This is a genomic window from Sorangium sp. So ce590, assembly GCF_051521365.1.
Taxonomy (GTDB): Bacteria; Myxococcota_A; Polyangia; order Polyangiales; family Polyangiaceae; genus Sorangium.
The window spans coordinates 7,919,695-7,935,187 of the sequence record NZ_CP150346.1 but is presented as its reverse complement, the minus strand read 5'-3'; the positions used below and the strand labels follow the sequence as shown (position 1 = coordinate 7,935,187).

The following is a 15,493-nucleotide window of genomic DNA, read 5'->3' as shown; positions in this document are numbered from 1 at the left end:
CTGCTGTCGACGACGCGGAGCGCGCGGTTTCTGCCCGGGCGACGCGGGCCGGCGAGCGCGCGACGCTCCCTCCGCCGCCCGTGGACGATACCGCCGGCCCGCTATCCCGTGCGGGCGAGCTGGAGGTGAGGGGAAAGGCGCTGGAGTCGCTCCTGTGCGCCGGTGTGCCGTTCATGGTGGCGGGGGCGTATGCCTTCTTTGCGTACACCGGCATCTTCCGCGACACGAAGGATCTCGACGTGATGCTGGACGAGCGGGAGGTGCCGGCGGCGTTCAGGGCGCTCGAGCGGGTCGGCTTCCAGACGGAGGTGCTCGATCCGCGGTGGATCGCGAAGGCGTATGCCGGCGACAGGTTCATCGATCTCATCTTCTCGTCGAGCAACGGCCTGGGCGTGGTGGATTGCGGCTGGTTCGAGCACGCGCGTCCTGCGACGATCCTGGGGCACAGCTGTTTGATCGCGCCGGTCGAGGAGATCATCTTCACGAAGGCGTTCGTGGACGAGCGGGAGCGGTACGACGGGGCCGACGTGAACCACCTCATCTACACGTGCGGCGACGAGATGGACTGGGAGCGGCTCCTCGACCGGTTCGGCCCGCACTGGGAGGTCCTGTTCGCGCACATCACGCTCTACCGTTTCGTCTATCCCGGCGCGCGGAGCCGGGTGCCCGAGTGGCTCGTCGAGGAGCTCTGCCGGCGCACGCTGGAGCAGTCGCGGGCTGGCGACGCGCCGCACCGGGTCTGCCGGGGGAACCTGATCAGCCGGCGGCAGTACACCCATGATTACGAGAAGCTCGGGCTCATGGCTGCGCCCGCCGGGCCCGAGCCCGAGGTGATGCGGGGGTCGCTGTGCCGGAAGCGCCGGCCGCCCGCGGCGGCGCGGCGGCACCTCGGCAAGGGGGGGCCGAGCCGCGAGGGGGCTCCGGGCGGCGCGGAGCGTCTGGGGGCGGAGGTCGAGGCGGCGCGGCTCCGCAAGCCGGGATCATGAGCGCCGGCGCCGGCGGGAACGGGGACCGCGGCAAGCGGCGCGTCGCGGCGGCCTCGGACCTGCACTGCCGGCCGGAGCACGGCGGAAGGATGCGCGAGTTCGTGAAGGCGGTGAACGCGGAGGCCGAGGTGCTCGTCCTGTGCGGCGATCTCACCGATCGCGGCCATCCCGACGAGGCGAAGGTGCTCGCTGACGCGCTCTCCGGGCTGTCGGTGCCGTGCGCCGCCGTGCTCGGCAACCACGACCTCGACCGCGGCGCGGGCGCCGAGGTCGCGAGGCTCCTGGGCGACGCGGGCGTCGAGGTGCTCGACGGGGATCACCTGATCCTGCGCGACGACATCGGCGTTGCCGGCGTGAAGGGGTTCATGGGCGGGTTCGGGAGCGCGACGCTGCAGGCGTTCGGCGAGGGCCCGCTCAAGGCCTTCGTCCAGGAGGCCGTGACCGAGGCGCTGAAGCTCGAGACGGCGCTCTCGCAGCTCGACAGCGACAAGCGGATCGTGATCATGCATTACACGCCGATCCTGGAGACGACCGTCGGCGAGAACGTGGAGATAAGGCCTTTCCTTGGGACGAGCCGGCTTGTCGCGCCGATCGATCTGTACGGCGCCGACGTGGTCTTCCACGGCCACGCGCACCACGGAGCGCTCGAAGGGCGCACGCCGAAGGGGACTCCCGTCTACAACGTGGCCATGCCGCTGCTCAGGAAGCTCACCGGGCGGTCGTTCCTCCTGGTCGAGGTGTAATGGCACCGGATCAGTGCTTCTGCAGGAACTCGCGGATCGCGCTGAAGTAGGCGGGGGCGAAGAGGAGGATGTCGTTGTGTCCGGCGCCGTCGATGAGGCGCAGCTCTTTCTTCTCGTGCGGGACGGCCGCGTGGTTCTCGCGGGCGTGGAACGGCGGGAGCAGGCTGTCGTGCGCGCCGTGCAGGGAGAGGACCGGAATCTCGACGTGCTTCAGGAGCTCCGGGTTCGAGAAGCGGCGGTGCGCCTCGTCGCGCAGGTCGCCGAGCTCGATCTGGAAGAGGGCGAGGAGGTGCCGCACGTCGCTGAAGCCGCTCTCGAGGATCAGCGCGCGGTAGGCGCCGCCGCGCTCGCTGGCGATGCGCGACGCGGGCGAGCTGCCGAGCGAGCGGCCGAAGAGCAGCGGCTTCGGCGGCCGGTCGAGGCCCGCGGCGCGGCTCTTCTCGGCGAGCTCCCGCTCGAAGAAGCCGGCGACCTTCGCGGGATCGTCGTGGAGCGAGCGCAGCGTCGGACGCCCTCCGCTCCAGCCGTAGCCACGGTAATCGACGATGAAGAAGTTGAGCCCGATCTCCTGCCATTCCCGGGCGATATCGTCGTAGTCGGGGACGGTCTCGCCGTTCCCGTGGAAGGCGAGCACCGTGGGGTTCTGCGGGTCGGACAGGTGCCAGCGCGCCCCGACGGTCACCCCGGGGGCGACGGGGACGTCGTAGTCCGTCGCGCCGCCGAGCGGGACCTTTCTCACCTGCCTCGGATAGAAGATGCCGGCGGCGTGAGGGGTCGCTTCGAGCTCGCGAAAGAGCTCCTCGAGGGAGCTTTGGGGCTGGTTCGTCGGCATGGCGTGATGACCCTCCGTGAATGCGGCGGCGACGGGCGGAGGATAACGGAGCGGCGCAGGCTCGTCGATGAAGGGCCGCTCCTGCCGGCCCTGCGCTCGGGGCGCATCACGGCGACAGCCCGCCTGTCTCGTCCTCCTCCAGCGTGTCCGCGAGCGCGCGGCGCCACGACCGGGGACCCCGCCCCCCGGGTCTCAGGCCGGCTACTCGTCGCTGTCCCCGTCCGCCGCCGGCATGAGCTCGATGTCGACCTCCTGAGGAACGAAGTCCTCGCATTCCTCGCTCATGACGGGCGTGAGCGTCTGCTCGAAGTCCTCATAGCCTGTCCCCGAGATCTCCACCTGCGTCACCCCTGCTGTCCACAGCTCGCAGACGAGCGCCTCCAGCGCGTCCGGAGGCGGCTTCGCGCGATCGACGGCGCACACGAGGTTGGCCTCGTCGAGCGTCTTCCATGTGATCGGGTCGTTCAGGACGAAGGTCGGCTCCTCCGCTGCGCTCCACGCGACGCGAACGGTGGTGTCCGGCGGGACGGGGGCGCCTTTCGCGCGCACGGTGATGGTGAACATCGCCTCTCGCGGCCCCATCGGGCAGCCGTCGGCGCCGCCCATGCCCGAGCCACCGCCGGCCCCGCCGACTCCGGGGTCCTTGCAGGCGCCCACGGAGGCAGCGGTCGCGAGCGCCGCCGCGGCGAGCGCCGCGAAGGCCGTGAGCGATACGATTCGACCTGGCGCGAAGGGAAGGCGTGCGGCCACAAAGGCGACAGGGTAGGGGGGCAACGCTGGCAAATCCAGCGAGAGCAGGTTTTGCGCGGGACGTCCCGCTCATCCCCAGGATTCCCGGATTCCCGGATCCCGGGGACGCGCCGCGGGCGCCTTCCAGCTCAGCCCTGGGCCTTGAGCGCCGCGATGTCCTGGAGGAGCGTCTGCTCGTGCCCCTCGGGCTTCACCTTCAGGTAGGTCTTCCGCAGCACGCCCTGCGGATCGACGACGAACGTCGTCCGGTCCCAGTACAGGTTGCCTTTCCACTCGCTCTGCCCGACGCCTGCGGCCTTGAGGAGCTCGTGCCCGGTGTCGGCGAGCAGATCGATGGTGAAGGCGAACTTATCGCAGAAGCTCTTGTGCGACGCGACGTCGTCCGCGCTGACGCCGACCACGGTGATGTTGGCCTTGTCGAAGTCCTCCCTGGAGGCGGTGAACGACTTGCCCTGGATCGTGCAACCCGGCGTGTCGTCCTTCGGATAGAAGTAGACGACGAGCCATTTGCCCGCGAAATCCTCGAGCTTCACGGTCTTGCCGTCCTGGTTCGGCAGGGCGAACCGCGGGAACGGCTCTCCAATCTCGACGCTCATCTTCTCTTTACCTTTGCTGTGGGCCGGAGGAAGGGTCCTCCTGGCCGGTGACCGCTCGTGGGACGATGGAGCGGTGCGGCGCGGGTGTCAACGTCGCTGCCCGCGCGGGATCAGCGCGGGATGAGCCCCCGGAACCAGGCCGCCACCGACGAGGACGACTCGTCCTGGTGGAGCGAGTCCGGTCCTTCCAGCTCGTCGGCGAGCCCTCCGAGCGGCGCCTCGCTGCGCGGGGGCGAGGAGCTCGGGTGCGCCTGCCCGTGCGTCAGGCCCGTGGCCCCGTCCAGGGTGGGCAGCAGGCTGAGGCCGCTGCCGACCGCGGTCGGCTCCTTCGTGAGCGACTTGAACTCGAGGAGCATCATGTCGATGAGCTCGGCGATCTTCTGCGTCCCGTCGATCGCCCGCGCCGGCCCGCCCTTCGCGCGCTCCACGAGCGCGGCGACGTCGTCCTCGCTCACCGGGCGGCCGTAGCGGTAGAGGAAGCGGGTGAGGTCGCGCCCGAGGTCGCGCGCGTTGCGGTAGCGAGCCCCCGGATCGCGGGCGAGCGCGCGGCGGATGATCTGCTCCAGCTCGCGCGGCACCTCGCTGTTGACCTGCTGGAGCGACGGGACCACCGCGTCGCGCACCAGCCGCACCGTGATGTAGTCCGAGTCGCCGAGGAAGAGCCGGCGCCCGGCGAGCATCTCCCAGAGGATGATCCCGAGCGCGAAGATGTCGACGCGCTGGTCGACGCCCTGCTCGAGCACCGTCTCGGGCGCCAGGTAGCCGAACTTCCCCTTGATGATGCCCGCGTCGCTCTCGGCGAGCTGGCTCGACGCCTTCGCGAGCCCGAAGTCCACGATCTTCACCTCGCCGTAGCGGGTGATGAGCACGTTGGCCGGGGTGATGTCCCGGTGCACGATCTGGAGCGGCTTTCCGTCCGCGGTCGCGAGATCGTGCGCGTAGGCGAGGCCCTGGCACATCTTCGCGGCCATGAACGCGGCGACCTCGACGTCCATCGGCCGGCCGACCTTCTTCTGGTGCTCGAGGAGGGCCCTCAGGTCGGCGCCGTCCACGTACTCCATGACGATGAAGTAGGTGCCGTCGCCGACGCCGATGTCGAACACCGACACGACGTTCGAGTGCGAGAGGTGCGCCGAGAGGCGCGCCTCGTCGAGGAACATCGCGATGAACTGCTCCTTCTTGCTGAGCTGCGGCAAGACGCGCTTGATCGCGACCTGCTTCTTGAACCCTTCGATCCCCGCGCTCTCGGCGACGAAGACCTCCGCCATGCCGCCGGAGGCGAGGCGCTTGATGACCCGGTAACGCTGCTGCTCGGACATGCCCTGTCTGTCGTCCTCCCGCCCCGTCCCGTCTGTCTGCCCAGTCTAGCGGCTCGGGCCCCGCAGCGGATGAAATCCATGCGGCGCCGCCTCGCGCCTGGCGGGTCATCGGAACGTGGCGAGCGCCGCGACCGCCGCGAAGGAGAGCCCGACGAGCGCGGCGAGCGCGAGCACCGACACGAGCGGCTCCGCCCGCACGGTGGCGAGCAGCCGGCCGCGATCTTCCCTGGACAGCGGCGCCCCGTCGGTTCCGTCCTCGCCCTCGCCGCCCGACGCGGCGGCGAGGTGTGCCTCCAGGCGCCGCCGCGCGGTCCGGGATCGCAGCGCGAGCAGCATCATCTGCGCGACCCCGGCGGCGCCGAGCACCAGGAGGCCTGCGCGCCGCGCCTGCGAGGCGCGGCCCCGCTCGCGCGCCTCGGCCGCCGGCACCCCGTCCGCGAGCAGCGCCACGCGCCGCGGCAGGGCCGGGCCTGCGGCTGGCGAGAGCGGCCAGGCCACCGTACCCGCGCCCTGCTCGTAGGGGTCGCTCGCGACGACCGCCCAGCCCGCTGCGCCGGGCGAAGGTGCGTCCGGGAGCGCCAGGGTCCCCGAGAAGAAGCCTGCGCCGTCGGCTGCGAGCGGGACGACCGCCCCGAGCAGGCGGCCGTGCGCGCCTCCGATCGAGACGTAGGCGCGCGGCTTCGGCGCCGGGGAGGTGAGCCGGAGCTGCGGCCGCCCGGCCGCGAGCCCGGCCGGGTCGAGCCAGATCGCGCCAGGGATCACGGGCAGCCTCCCTTCCCAGGTGCCGCTCGCCCCCCGTGACCCCGGCGGCCCCGGCGGCGCGCTCCCCGGGCGCGTCGCGCGCAGCGTGAGCTCGACGGCGTGCGCCAGCGGCTTGATCGTGAGCTCCGCGGCGCCGCGCGCATCGGCCGCGAGCTGCACCGGCCCGCTGCCCTGCCCCTCGAGATCCGCCCCGACGGCGCTCGCCTCCACGCGCGCCCCTGGCACGGGCGCTCCGTTCTCGGTCTCGACCGCGACGCGCACCGGCTCCGGGAACGGCGCTGCCAGGGCGCCCCGCGCGGCCGTGACCCGGAGGCGGAGCTCCCCGTCCGCCGCGCCGGGCAGCGCGCTCGTGTGCGCCGCGCCGGGCAGCGCGCTCGTCTCTGCCGCGGGGAGCGGGGGCAAGAGCGGCAGCTCCTGCTCCACGAGCGTGTCGCCGCCCCGCGCGATCCGCACCACGACCGGCGCCTTCAGCCCGCCCTTTGCGCGCAGCAGCGCCTCGCCGATGCCGTCCTTCCCGGTCGAGCCGATCCATCGCTCGAGCGGCGCCCCCGCGGACGCCGCGCTCACCTCGAGCTCCGGCAGCGCAGCTGGATCGTCGGCGCCGTAGAGCCGGCGCACCCCTTCGATGCGGAGCGCCAGCGCCTCGCTTCCGGCGACGGGCGCTCCCCACACCCGCACGCCGGTGGCCATGCGCTGCGCACCTGGTCCCAGGATCACGAGCGCCGCGAGCCCGATGCTGAGCGCAGGCAGGACATAGGTCGCCGCGTTGGGCATCGAGATCATGTTGCCCCAGCATACCTCTCCGTCCCTGCGGCGCGGTCGGGGCTCGGATCGGGCTGGCTGCTCGTGCGGAGCGCCGTCGTTCGTGCCGAGCCCCTTTGCGTCCGGGCGTCTCCTCCGATAGGAAGCCGCCGATGGCAGGCGACAGACCGGTGAAGCGCAGGCGCAAGGGCTCGGGGGCCACGGGGCAGGGGGGCGAGGTTCTTCTACGGCAGCGGACCGATCCGCGGAGCGAGCGGCGCTTCGAGCCGAAGGCCTCGCTGGAGCTCGGCCTCACCTTGCTCGGCATGTCCGTCGCGGCGCTGCTGGCGGGGGCGGGGGTTTACGGCCAGTGGTTCCGGGGCGAGGAGGCGGGCTCGCACCCGGCTGCTCCGTACCTGCTCGTCGGCGCGCTGCTCCTCGGCGCGGCGGCGAGTCTGTTCGGTCAGTGGTCGATGAAGTCCATCCGTGTCGGTGATGCCGGCGTGGCGATCGAGAACGGGCCTGGCGAGATCGAGCGGATCGGCTGGCACGATGTCACGGGCCTGTTGCTCACGGAGTCTTCGCTCACGGTTCAGGGCGGCGGCACCGTGCTCGCCATCCCGCTGCGCGCGCATCTCCCCGCGGCCTCCCGCGTCCTGGCGGAGGCGAGGAAGCGCGTCCCCGGGCGAGTCGTCGACATCAAGGAGGGCGCGTTGCCTCCGCCCGACGACGCGACCGGCGAGGTGCGCCCGCTGGACCCGCCGCAGGTCGCCGGGCTTCACTGCAAGGCGACCGACAAGCTGATCTCCTTCGAGGCCGACGCCCGCCTCTGCGGCCGCTGCGGCGAGCTCTACCACAAAGACGGCATCCCCTCCCGCTGCATCACCTGCGACGCCCCGCTCCGCTGAGCGGCGGCCGCCCGCCGCCTCTCAGATCCCGAAGCGCTCCGCGTTGTCCCGCAGGAACGCGATGTAGACGTCCGCCTCCTGGTGCGACGGCACCTCGCCCACCTCGACCGCCTGCTCGAGCGCCCGCTTGACCTCGCCCACCCGCCGCGACGGCGGTAGCCCGAACGCCCGCATGATGGCGTCGCCGATGCCGCTCGGCAGCGGCGGCACCACCGCGTCCTCGGCCTGGACATGCAGCACCCGGTCGGCCAGGTCGCTGATCTGCTTCAGCCCCTTCCGCTTCTTCTCCGGCCGCTTCGTCGTGATGTCCGCCCGCGACAGGTCGAGCACGTCGTTCAGGCAGTCGCCCATCTCCTTCGCGAACCGGCGTACCGCGCTGTCGGTCCACGACGGGTCGTACTGGCTCGCCCGCAGGTGGTGCAGGATCAGGAAGCGGATGCTGCCCTTCAGCGCCTCCTCCTTCGCGAAGAGCGGCAGCCGCCGGTCGATCTTGTCGAACATGCGCGCGCCGACCTCGGCGTGACCGAAGAAATGGACCTCGCCCGACGGCGAGATCGAGCGCGTCCTGGTCTTGCCGATGTCGTGGAGCAGGGCCGCCCAGCGGACCTCGAGCCTCGGGACCGCCTGACGCACCACCTGCTTCGTGTGCTTCCACACGTCCTTGTGGCGCCACTCCCCGTCGCCGAACCCCACCATCGCCTCGACCTCGGGCAGCATCGCCGCGAGGGCGCCCGACTCGAGCAGCGCGTCGAGCCCGGCCTCGGCGTCCTTGCTCATCATGATCCGATCGAGCAGCTTGCGGACGTCAGGCAGGTAGATCGCCGCCGCCGCCTTGAAGTCGGCGGGGCGCCCGGAGATCACCCTGGCCGAGGAGCGTGGCTCGGTGGCCGCCTCGGGCTGCGCGGGCTCGGCCGTCTCTGATCGCTGGACGGCCCATTCGAGCGCCTCCATGGCCCGCTTCGGGCTCGCTTCCTGGGTGAGAATCTCCTGCACGCTGGCCTTCCACACTTTCGAGGTTACGGGAGCGCCCGTGGCGCGCCGGTTCGCGCGGCCCGCACGGGGTCCGCCGGTTTAGAGCCAGCCGGTACTCCGCGCAATGGTTCGTCGCTCGGCGCAGGTTCGTCGCTCGGCGATGCCGGATGGCGAGCGTCCGCCGGAGACGGCGCCTCAGGTGCGGAGGAGCCTGACCACGTGGTCCTTCTCCCAGGAGAGGGCGCGCTCGTAGTCGCGGAAGAGCCGCTCGCGGGCGAGGAACTGGGGCGGGTGGAGCATCCGGCGCCCGATGCCGTGGCTCGCCGGCATCACGTGGTGGATCATCTCGTGGTAGATGACGTAGGAGATGAAGTAGCGGGGGACCCAGGGCCGGTCGAGCACCGGGTGGATGCGGATCAGCCGCTCCACCGCCGAGTAGCTCCCGAGCTTGATGGTGCGCCGCGGCTTCCGCGCCCTGGTCCGCTTGCCCCACGTGATCAGCGCGTCGACCACGCCGCCGAAGTACGCGTGGTTGAGCTTCTGGAACAGGGTCAGCAGATCGTGCGTCTGCCCCTGCGTCGAGAGCGGCGTGCTCACCGGCCGGCTCGCCCGGATGCGGTGGCCGTTCTCGTCGATGTACTGACCGACCACGAGCGACGCGGCCCGGTCCTGGGTCACCACGTACCGGACGAGCGCCTCCTGGACGACCGCGGGCGCATCCAGGAACATGTGGTGGACGCGCGCCTGCAGGATGCCCTCCCGCAGCGACGAGGAGATCATCTGCCGGTAGTTGTCGGTCACCGAGAGGAGGACCGGCCGCTTCTGGGCCAGCTCGAGGCGCCGGATGAGCGCCTGGCGCGCCCCCTCGTGCACGTAGATCTGCGGCTGGCCCGACGGCAGGCCGATGTGGAGCGGATGGTGCCGGGGGTCCGGCACCCGGACGACGGCCCGGGAGACGCGCGGCCACAGGGAAGAGGATGCTGCGCCCTTCCCACCGCTGCGCGACAGACGGCCTGGAGGGGGTTGAGCGAAGGGGAAGGCCATCTGTCCCGCCATCTCAATCCTCCTTATTTGGGCGTATTCTCGGGTGGGATCCTTGTCAAGCGAGCGGCCGAGATCATCGAAATCGTTTGGCTTTATGATTACGTAAGCAGGGGGCCGACCTCGCCGCAGGGGTATGGCGGGAGTCGCCGCCGCCGTCCGCCTGCTACCCGGATTTCTGAAGCATTTTCATGGATTTGCGTGGATCGCCGCGGCTCGCCGCGGGACCGCTCCGGTCGAGCTGGCTCCGGTCGAGCCGCCTTCCGCCTCGGACGCGTGCCGTCTGGCTCCTGCTTCCTCTCCATGACAGGGCGCGCCCACGGCGCGCACGCGGCGCTCCTTCGCTAGGCGAGCGCGCGGGGGTCGACGATCTGCGCCACGCGCCAGCGGTCCTGCGTGCGTGGCTCGGGCTCGAGGGCGACGACCAGGGCCGTGCAGAAGCTGGCGAGGAGCAGGCCCGTCGCGCCCCGGCCGGGCGAGTCGATGAGCGTCCTGACGAGGTGCTCCACGTTCGGCTGATGGCCGACCAGGAGCGTGTCGGCCCCGCCTCGGGCGAGCGCAGCGACCAGCGCGAGCGGGAGGTCTGCGTCGATCGAGAGCTCGTCCCGGACCTCGACCTCCGGCGCACCGCAGAGGGGCACCGCGATCTCGGCGGTCTCGCGGGCGCGCGCGAGGGGGCTCGCGAGCACCCGCGACAGCGGGGCGCCGCCCCGGATGCGATGGAGCTCGATCGCGACCCGCTCCACGCGCGCGCGGCCTTCGGGGGTGAGCCTCCGGTCCGCGTCGCGTCCGCTCGCCGAGCGGTCCTCCGCCGGGCCGTGCCGCATTACGTAGAGGTGCATGGCGATGGGGCGATCGGCGTCAGTTCGTCTTGCCCGGGGGGCGTCGGGCGTCCGTGCCGGACGGGGCTGCCTCGCCGCGACCCTTCGCCTGCGCGGGGGGCTCGGCCGCGGCCGCGCCGCCCTTCGCGCCGGCGGCTGCGGCGCCGTTCGTCGCGGCGCCCGCGCCGGTGCGGGAGATCCCGTGCTTCGAGAGGACCATCGACTCGATCTTCTCGAGCACCGCCGGGTGCTGCTCGAGGTAGGTGCGGGCGTTCTCCCGGCCCTGGCCGATGCGCTCGCCCTGGAACGAGAACCAGGAGCCGCTCTTCTCGATGATGCTCGCCTCGGTCGCGAGGTCGATGACGTCGCCGCTGTGGCTGATGCCGTGGCCGTAGAGGATGTCGAACTCCACCTCGCGGAACGGGGGAGCCATCTTGTTCTTCACGACCTTGACGCGGGTCCGATTGCCCACGACCGCCGGCTCCTTGCCGCCCGCGGCGGCCTCCTTGATGGCGCCGATGCGGCGGATGTCGAGCCGCACGGAGGCGTAGAACTTGAGGGCGTTGCCGCCGCTCGTCGTCTCGGGGCTGCCGAACATGACGCCGATCTTCATGCGGATCTGGTTGATGAACATCAGCAGACACTGCGAGCGCGAGGTCGTCCCGGTCAGCTTGCGGAGCGCCTGGCTCATCAGCCGGGCCTGGAGGCCGACGTGGCTGTCGCCCATGTCGCCCTCGATCTCCGCCTTGGGGACGAGCGCCGCGACGGAGTCGACGACGATGATGTCGACGGCGTTCGAGCGGACCAGCATGTCGGCGATCTCGAGCGCCTGCTCGCCGTAGTCGGGCTGGGAGATGAGCAGCTCCTCGGTCTTCACGCCGAGCCGCTTGGCGTAGTTCACGTCGAGGGCGTGCTCGGCGTCGATGAACGCCGCCGTCCCGCCCGCCCTCTGGACGGCCGCGATGGCGTGGAGGGTGAGGGTCGTCTTGCCGCTCGACTCCGGCCCGTAGACCTCGACGATGCGGCCGCGCGGGTAGCCGCCGATGCCGAGGGCGATGTCCAGGCCGAGCGAGCCGGTCGGCACGGCCGCGACCTCTTCGTGCAGGCTCTGCCCGTCCTTGAGGCGCATGATCGCCCCTTTGCCGTACTCCTTCTCGACGCTGGCGATCGCGAGCTCGAGGGCGGCAGACTTCTGCTTGGTGTTCTTCTCGTCACTCATGCGTACCTCGGGGAGGGGGGCGAAAGGGAGGGGGTGACCGAAGGGGATCGCGCCGGCGAACCCCCGACGCGCGGGCCAACAGTTTCCGGCAGCTTTACTGTCCGGTTGTTCAGGAAGCAAGACTCCCGCACCCAGGATAGGACCGAAAACGTCCGCGCAGCGACCCGGCCGGACTGGCGGCGGGCGCGCTCGGCGGCGCGTCGGGCGCGGCCCGGGCGCGACCCCCGGACTGGCCGCCTCCGAACAGGGCGATCCTGTCGTGGTCGGAAGCGCTGTTTCCCGGCTGATGTGGAGTCTCACAATCCAGGCAACAATCGTGATCGTCGCACACGGGGAACGCTGGCGGACTCTTCCTCTGTGGGCCACACCTTCCAAGTGGGGGGTGGGGGCCGCTTTTTCCCGGGGTTTTCCCTGGGCCGGTACGAGCTCGTCCTGCGGGTGGCCGCAGGCGACGTGGGAGAGATCTGGGCGGGGCGGCTCAGGCGGGAGCACGGGTTTCAGAAGCTCTTTGCCATCAAGGTGCTTCGTCCCGAGCTCTCGCCCGACCCCGACGCCGTGCGGATGTTCCTGGAGGAAGCCGCGCTCGCGGCGCGCATCCGGCACCCGAACGTTGTGCCCGTCGTGGATCTCGGCGAGGAGGGCGGCACCCTCTTCTATGTCATGGAGTGGGTGAGCGGGGAGCCCCTCTCGTCGGTGCTGCGCGCCGCGCGCGGGCGCCCGGCGCCCGTGCTCGCCGCGGCCAGGCTGGCCTACCAGATCTGCGCGGCGCTCGACGCCGCGCACGAGCTGCGGGACGAGGTCGGCAACCCCCGGGAGCTCCTCCACTACGATGTCTCGCCGGACAACGTCCTCATCACGTCCGAGGGGCTCGTCCGCCTGGTCGATTTCGGCATCGCGAAGTTCGAGGAGGAGCGGCTGTCGGAGCGCCGGCCTCCGTCGTTGCGGGGCGACGGCAGGCGCGCCTTCGCCGCGGCGGCGGGCGGCGAGGGGGGCGCGTTCCTGTTCAGGAGCAGCGCGCCGTACATGGCGCCGGAGCACATCCGCGGGCAACCGTGCGACCGGCGGGCCGATCTCTTCGGGGTGGGGGTGCTGCTCTACGAGCTCCTGTCGGGCGCGCACCCGTTCCAGGCCGACGACAGCGAGAGCACGATGACCCACATCGCGAGCGAGCGGCCCGCCGCGCCGCTGTCGTCGCGCGCCGTCCCGTCCCGGCGCGGGCTCGCGGAGCGGCTGAGCTCCGCGCCGCCGCCCGAGCCGATCCCGTCCGCGCTCGATCGCCTCGTCTCCGAGGCGCTCGCCAAGTCGCCCACCGCGCGCACGGCGACCGCCGCGCAGCTCATGCGCGCGCTCGAGGAGGCGGTCCCGGGCGCCTCGCACCCGGGCAACGACGTGCTGGTCGCGAGCTGGATCGGGCAGGTCCTCGGGGACACGTCCCACCTCCGCACGCAGCAGCTGCGCGCCGCGCTCGAGTCGCTCGATCCGGGGGGCGGCTCGGTCGACGAGACCGAGCCTCCGGGCCCCCCGCGGCGGTGGGCGCAGACGGCGTGGGCGTTCGGGGCAGCCGTCCTCGGGGTCGCGCTCGCCGGGACCACGGCGGTGAAGGACAGCCCGCTCCCGCCGGCCGCGTTCACCGCCCCGGCCGGGCCGCGCGCGGAGAGCGCCGCGAGCAACGTCAGCTCGCCCCCACGTCGCCGAGGAGCGGCGACCACGCCGCACCGGAGATGAGCCAGAGCTGGTGCGACGTCCGCGTCACCGCGACGTGGAGCCGCCGGCGGGCCTCGTCGGTCATCGGGTACGCCGCCGCGGTCGCGTCGGGCACGACGACGTAGTCGAACTCGAGCCCCTTCGCGCTGTCCACGTCGGTGACGTCGATGCCCGGCTCGAACGAGAACTCCCCCTCCAGAACGAGCCGCGCCTCCGGCAGCTCCGCGACGAGCGCGTGGAACTGCCGCGCGGCGGCCTCGTCCCGCGCGATGACGGCCACGGAGGCGCGGGGCTCGCGGTCCGCGAGGTCGCGGAGCGCGCCGGCGAGGAACAGGTGCGCCTGCGCCTCGCTCGGGAAGCGGAAGAACCCGATCGGCGCGCCGTCCCGCGCCGCGCGCGCGGGCGCCTCGGGCGCGAGCTCGCCGAGGAGCCGCCGCGCGAGCTCCGTCACCGGCCGCGGGCACCGGTACGACACCGCGAGGCGGCAGGCCGCCGCGTCGCCGACGCCGAGCGCCGAGCGCGCCCCGTCCCACCCGGCGAAGCTCGACGCCGTCTGCTGCGCCTCGTCGCCGGCGAGCGTGACGCTGCGCGCCTCGCCAAGGAGCTTCCCCAGGACGAACAGCTCGAACAGCGAGACGTCCTCGGCCTCGTCGAGCACGAGGTGCGACCACCCCGCCCCGTCGAGGCCGGCGCGCGAGGCGCGCAGGAACAGCAAGATCGGCAGATCATCGACGTCGAGCGTCCCCGCGAGCTCGTCCGGGGTCCCCTCGGCGATGGCGCGGCCGTCGAGCGCCTGCTTCATCGAGGCCACGGTGATCGAGGCGAGCTGCCGGTCGAGCGGCTCGGCGATCTGCAGCAGGGTGTGCCGGACGGTCTCCTCGACGGCGCTCCGCGGGATGTCCCCGCCCGAGGCGGCGACGACGCCCTCGAGGAACCCTCGGTCCGTGAAGACGTCGGCGAGGCGGCGGCGCAGCCGCGGGAGCGTCGTGCTCGCCCGCGCGAGCTTCGCGAAGCGGTCGCGAAGCGCGCGGTAGAGCGCCGGGTGGCGCTTGAGGCTCGAGACGAGCGCCGGGGGGTCGGCGCAGAGCGCGATCGGCTGGCCGAAGACGTCGCGCGCGGTCGCGGACGACCAGGCGTCGAGCGTCTTCACCTGGGCCTCGCCCGCGCCGAGCGGGGCGAGCAGGCGGCGCGACAGCCGCGCGAGCCCCTCTTCGGGGACGATGACGCTCATGGCCGCGAGCGGGTACCGCGCAGGATCGAGCGCGGCGATCCTGGCGAGGCGGTGCAGCGCCACGGTCGTCTTGCCGCTCCCGGCGCTGCCGAGCACGAGCAGCGGCTGCTCCGGCGGCGCGCACACCGCGGCGTACTGGTCGGCGTCGAGCAGGGCGGTGACCTCGGCGGCCCGCGCGCGCTCCTGGGCGCCGGCGCCGACACCCAGGCTGCCGGGGCGCGCGGCGGTCCCGGCGCCTCCCGGCTGCATGGCGAGCGCGCCGCGGTCCGCCAGGGTCCACCGCCCGTCGCCGCCCTGCGTCAGGACCAGGCCGTCGCCCACGATCCGGGTGAGGACGCCGCGCTCCACGACGACGATGCGGCGCGCCTTCACCACGCCCTCGGCCACGCGGCCCGGGAAGGCCTCTTCGTACTCGTCGCCCTCGCGGTACCGGTAGAAGATCTGCGCCACCGGCGCGACGCGCCAGTCGAGGATCCGCACGTCGGCCGACGGATCCAGGAACGTCGTGTGGCCGAGCAGGTAATCCTTCGCCCCCTTGCCCTCGTCGACCCGGAGGTGGGCGAGGTAAGGGCAGAGCGGGTCTGGCAGCGCCTCCCCGGTCTCCAGCGCGATGAGGCGCTGGCGCACGCTCATCTCGAGCAGCACGGCCGGCAGATCGTCGGCCGAGGCAGCGGCCGCCTCGTCGCGGAGCTCCCGGAGCGCGGCGACGGACCTGAGCTCGCGCGGCGCGGCCGGGCGCGCCGCGCGCTCCCGCGCCCGCTCCAGGGCCGCGCGCACGCGCTCGAGGAGCGCCTCCTCTTCCTCGATGACGGCGCGCGCTTCGACCGGCAGATCAAGCCTGCTTTCCAGCATGGTGGGCCTCCGTGCG

14 protein-coding genes are annotated in these 15,493 nt (G+C 72.4%); 4 read left to right on the top strand and 10 right to left on the bottom strand.

Annotated features, from left to right (window positions below; translation table 11 throughout):
- Window positions 1-80: 80 nt before the first annotated feature.
- The gene (locus WMF28_RS29780) at window positions 81-986 is read left to right on the top strand and encodes a hypothetical protein (protein ID WP_437596722.1); all 906 of its coding nucleotides are present in this window, start codon (window positions 81-83) and stop codon (window positions 984-986) included.
- On the top strand, window positions 983-1,729 hold the full coding sequence (locus tag WMF28_RS29775; RefSeq protein WP_437596721.1) for a metallophosphoesterase family protein: 747 nt from the start codon (window positions 983-985) through the stop codon (window positions 1,727-1,729). The genes WMF28_RS29780 and WMF28_RS29775 overlap by 4 nt, the downstream gene beginning before the upstream one ends.
- 10 nt (window positions 1,730-1,739) lie before the next feature.
- Here the strand turns inward: WMF28_RS29775 and WMF28_RS29770 are convergent, their stop codons facing one another.
- The 5 genes from WMF28_RS29770 to WMF28_RS29750 form a co-directional block, all read right to left on the bottom strand.
- A complete protein-coding gene (locus WMF28_RS29770) occupies window positions 1,740-2,561 on the bottom strand; it encodes an alpha/beta hydrolase (RefSeq protein ID WP_437596720.1) in 822 nt (273 codons plus the stop codon).
- A gap of 201 nt (window positions 2,562-2,762) precedes the next feature.
- Window positions 2,763-3,311 carry a hypothetical protein gene (locus WMF28_RS29765; RefSeq protein WP_437596719.1) on the bottom strand — a complete coding sequence of 183 codons (549 nt, stop codon included), beginning with the start codon at window positions 3,309-3,311 and terminating at the stop codon, window positions 2,763-2,765.
- A gap of 128 nt (window positions 3,312-3,439) precedes the next feature.
- Window positions 3,440-3,907 carry a peroxiredoxin gene (locus tag WMF28_RS29760; protein WP_437596718.1) on the bottom strand — a complete coding sequence of 156 codons (468 nt, stop codon included), beginning with the start codon at window positions 3,905-3,907 and terminating at the stop codon, window positions 3,440-3,442.
- Between the two features lie 110 nt (window positions 3,908-4,017).
- A complete protein-coding gene (locus WMF28_RS29755) occupies window positions 4,018-5,226 on the bottom strand; it encodes a serine/threonine protein kinase (protein WP_437596717.1) in 1,209 nt (402 codons plus the stop codon).
- A gap of 105 nt (window positions 5,227-5,331) precedes the next feature.
- Window positions 5,332-6,771, bottom strand: coding sequence for a hypothetical protein (locus WMF28_RS29750; protein ID WP_437596716.1), 1,440 nt, complete (start codon window positions 6,769-6,771; stop codon window positions 5,332-5,334).
- A 131-nt stretch (window positions 6,772-6,902) separates the two neighbouring features.
- On the opposite strand from WMF28_RS29750, the gene WMF28_RS29745 reads away from it, so the two are divergent.
- Window positions 6,903-7,637: a hypothetical protein gene (locus WMF28_RS29745; protein ID WP_437596715.1), complete on the top strand. Its 735-nt coding sequence runs from the start codon at window positions 6,903-6,905 to the stop codon at window positions 7,635-7,637.
- Window positions 7,638-7,658: 21 nt separating this feature from the next.
- Here the strand turns inward: WMF28_RS29745 and WMF28_RS29740 are convergent, their stop codons facing one another.
- The 4 genes from WMF28_RS29740 to recA all read right to left on the bottom strand — a co-directional run bounded on the left by WMF28_RS29740 (window position 7,659) and on the right by recA (window position 11,690).
- Entirely contained in the window at window positions 7,659-8,630 is a 972-nt protein-coding gene (locus WMF28_RS29740) for an HDIG domain-containing metalloprotein (RefSeq protein WP_437596714.1), read from the bottom strand.
- Between the two features lie 174 nt (window positions 8,631-8,804).
- Window positions 8,805-9,665, bottom strand: a complete 861-nt coding sequence (locus tag WMF28_RS29735; RefSeq protein WP_437596713.1) for a hypothetical protein — start codon at window positions 9,663-9,665, stop codon at window positions 8,805-8,807.
- 329 nt (window positions 9,666-9,994) lie between these two features.
- Window positions 9,995-10,492 carry a SixA phosphatase family protein gene (locus WMF28_RS29730; RefSeq protein WP_437596712.1) on the bottom strand — a complete coding sequence of 166 codons (498 nt, stop codon included), beginning with the start codon at window positions 10,490-10,492 and terminating at the stop codon, window positions 9,995-9,997.
- A 19-nt stretch (window positions 10,493-10,511) separates the two neighbouring features.
- Complete coding sequence (gene recA, locus WMF28_RS29725) at window positions 10,512-11,690, bottom strand: recombinase RecA (RefSeq protein ID WP_437596711.1); 1,179 nt, start codon at window positions 11,688-11,690, stop codon at window positions 10,512-10,514.
- Between the two features lie 357 nt (window positions 11,691-12,047).
- Here recA and WMF28_RS29720 point away from each other — a divergent pair, with 357 nt between their 5' ends.
- Window positions 12,048-13,415, top strand: a complete 1,368-nt coding sequence (locus tag WMF28_RS29720) for a protein kinase domain-containing protein (RefSeq protein WP_437596710.1) — start codon at window positions 12,048-12,050, stop codon at window positions 13,413-13,415.
- On the opposite strand, the gene WMF28_RS29715 is transcribed toward WMF28_RS29720, so the two are convergent.
- Entirely contained in the window at window positions 13,363-15,477 is a 2,115-nt protein-coding gene (locus WMF28_RS29715) for an ATP-binding domain-containing protein (protein WP_437596709.1), read from the bottom strand. The two genes, WMF28_RS29720 and WMF28_RS29715, sit on opposite strands and share 53 nt — an antisense overlap.
- Between the last annotated feature and the right edge of the window lie 16 nt (window positions 15,478-15,493).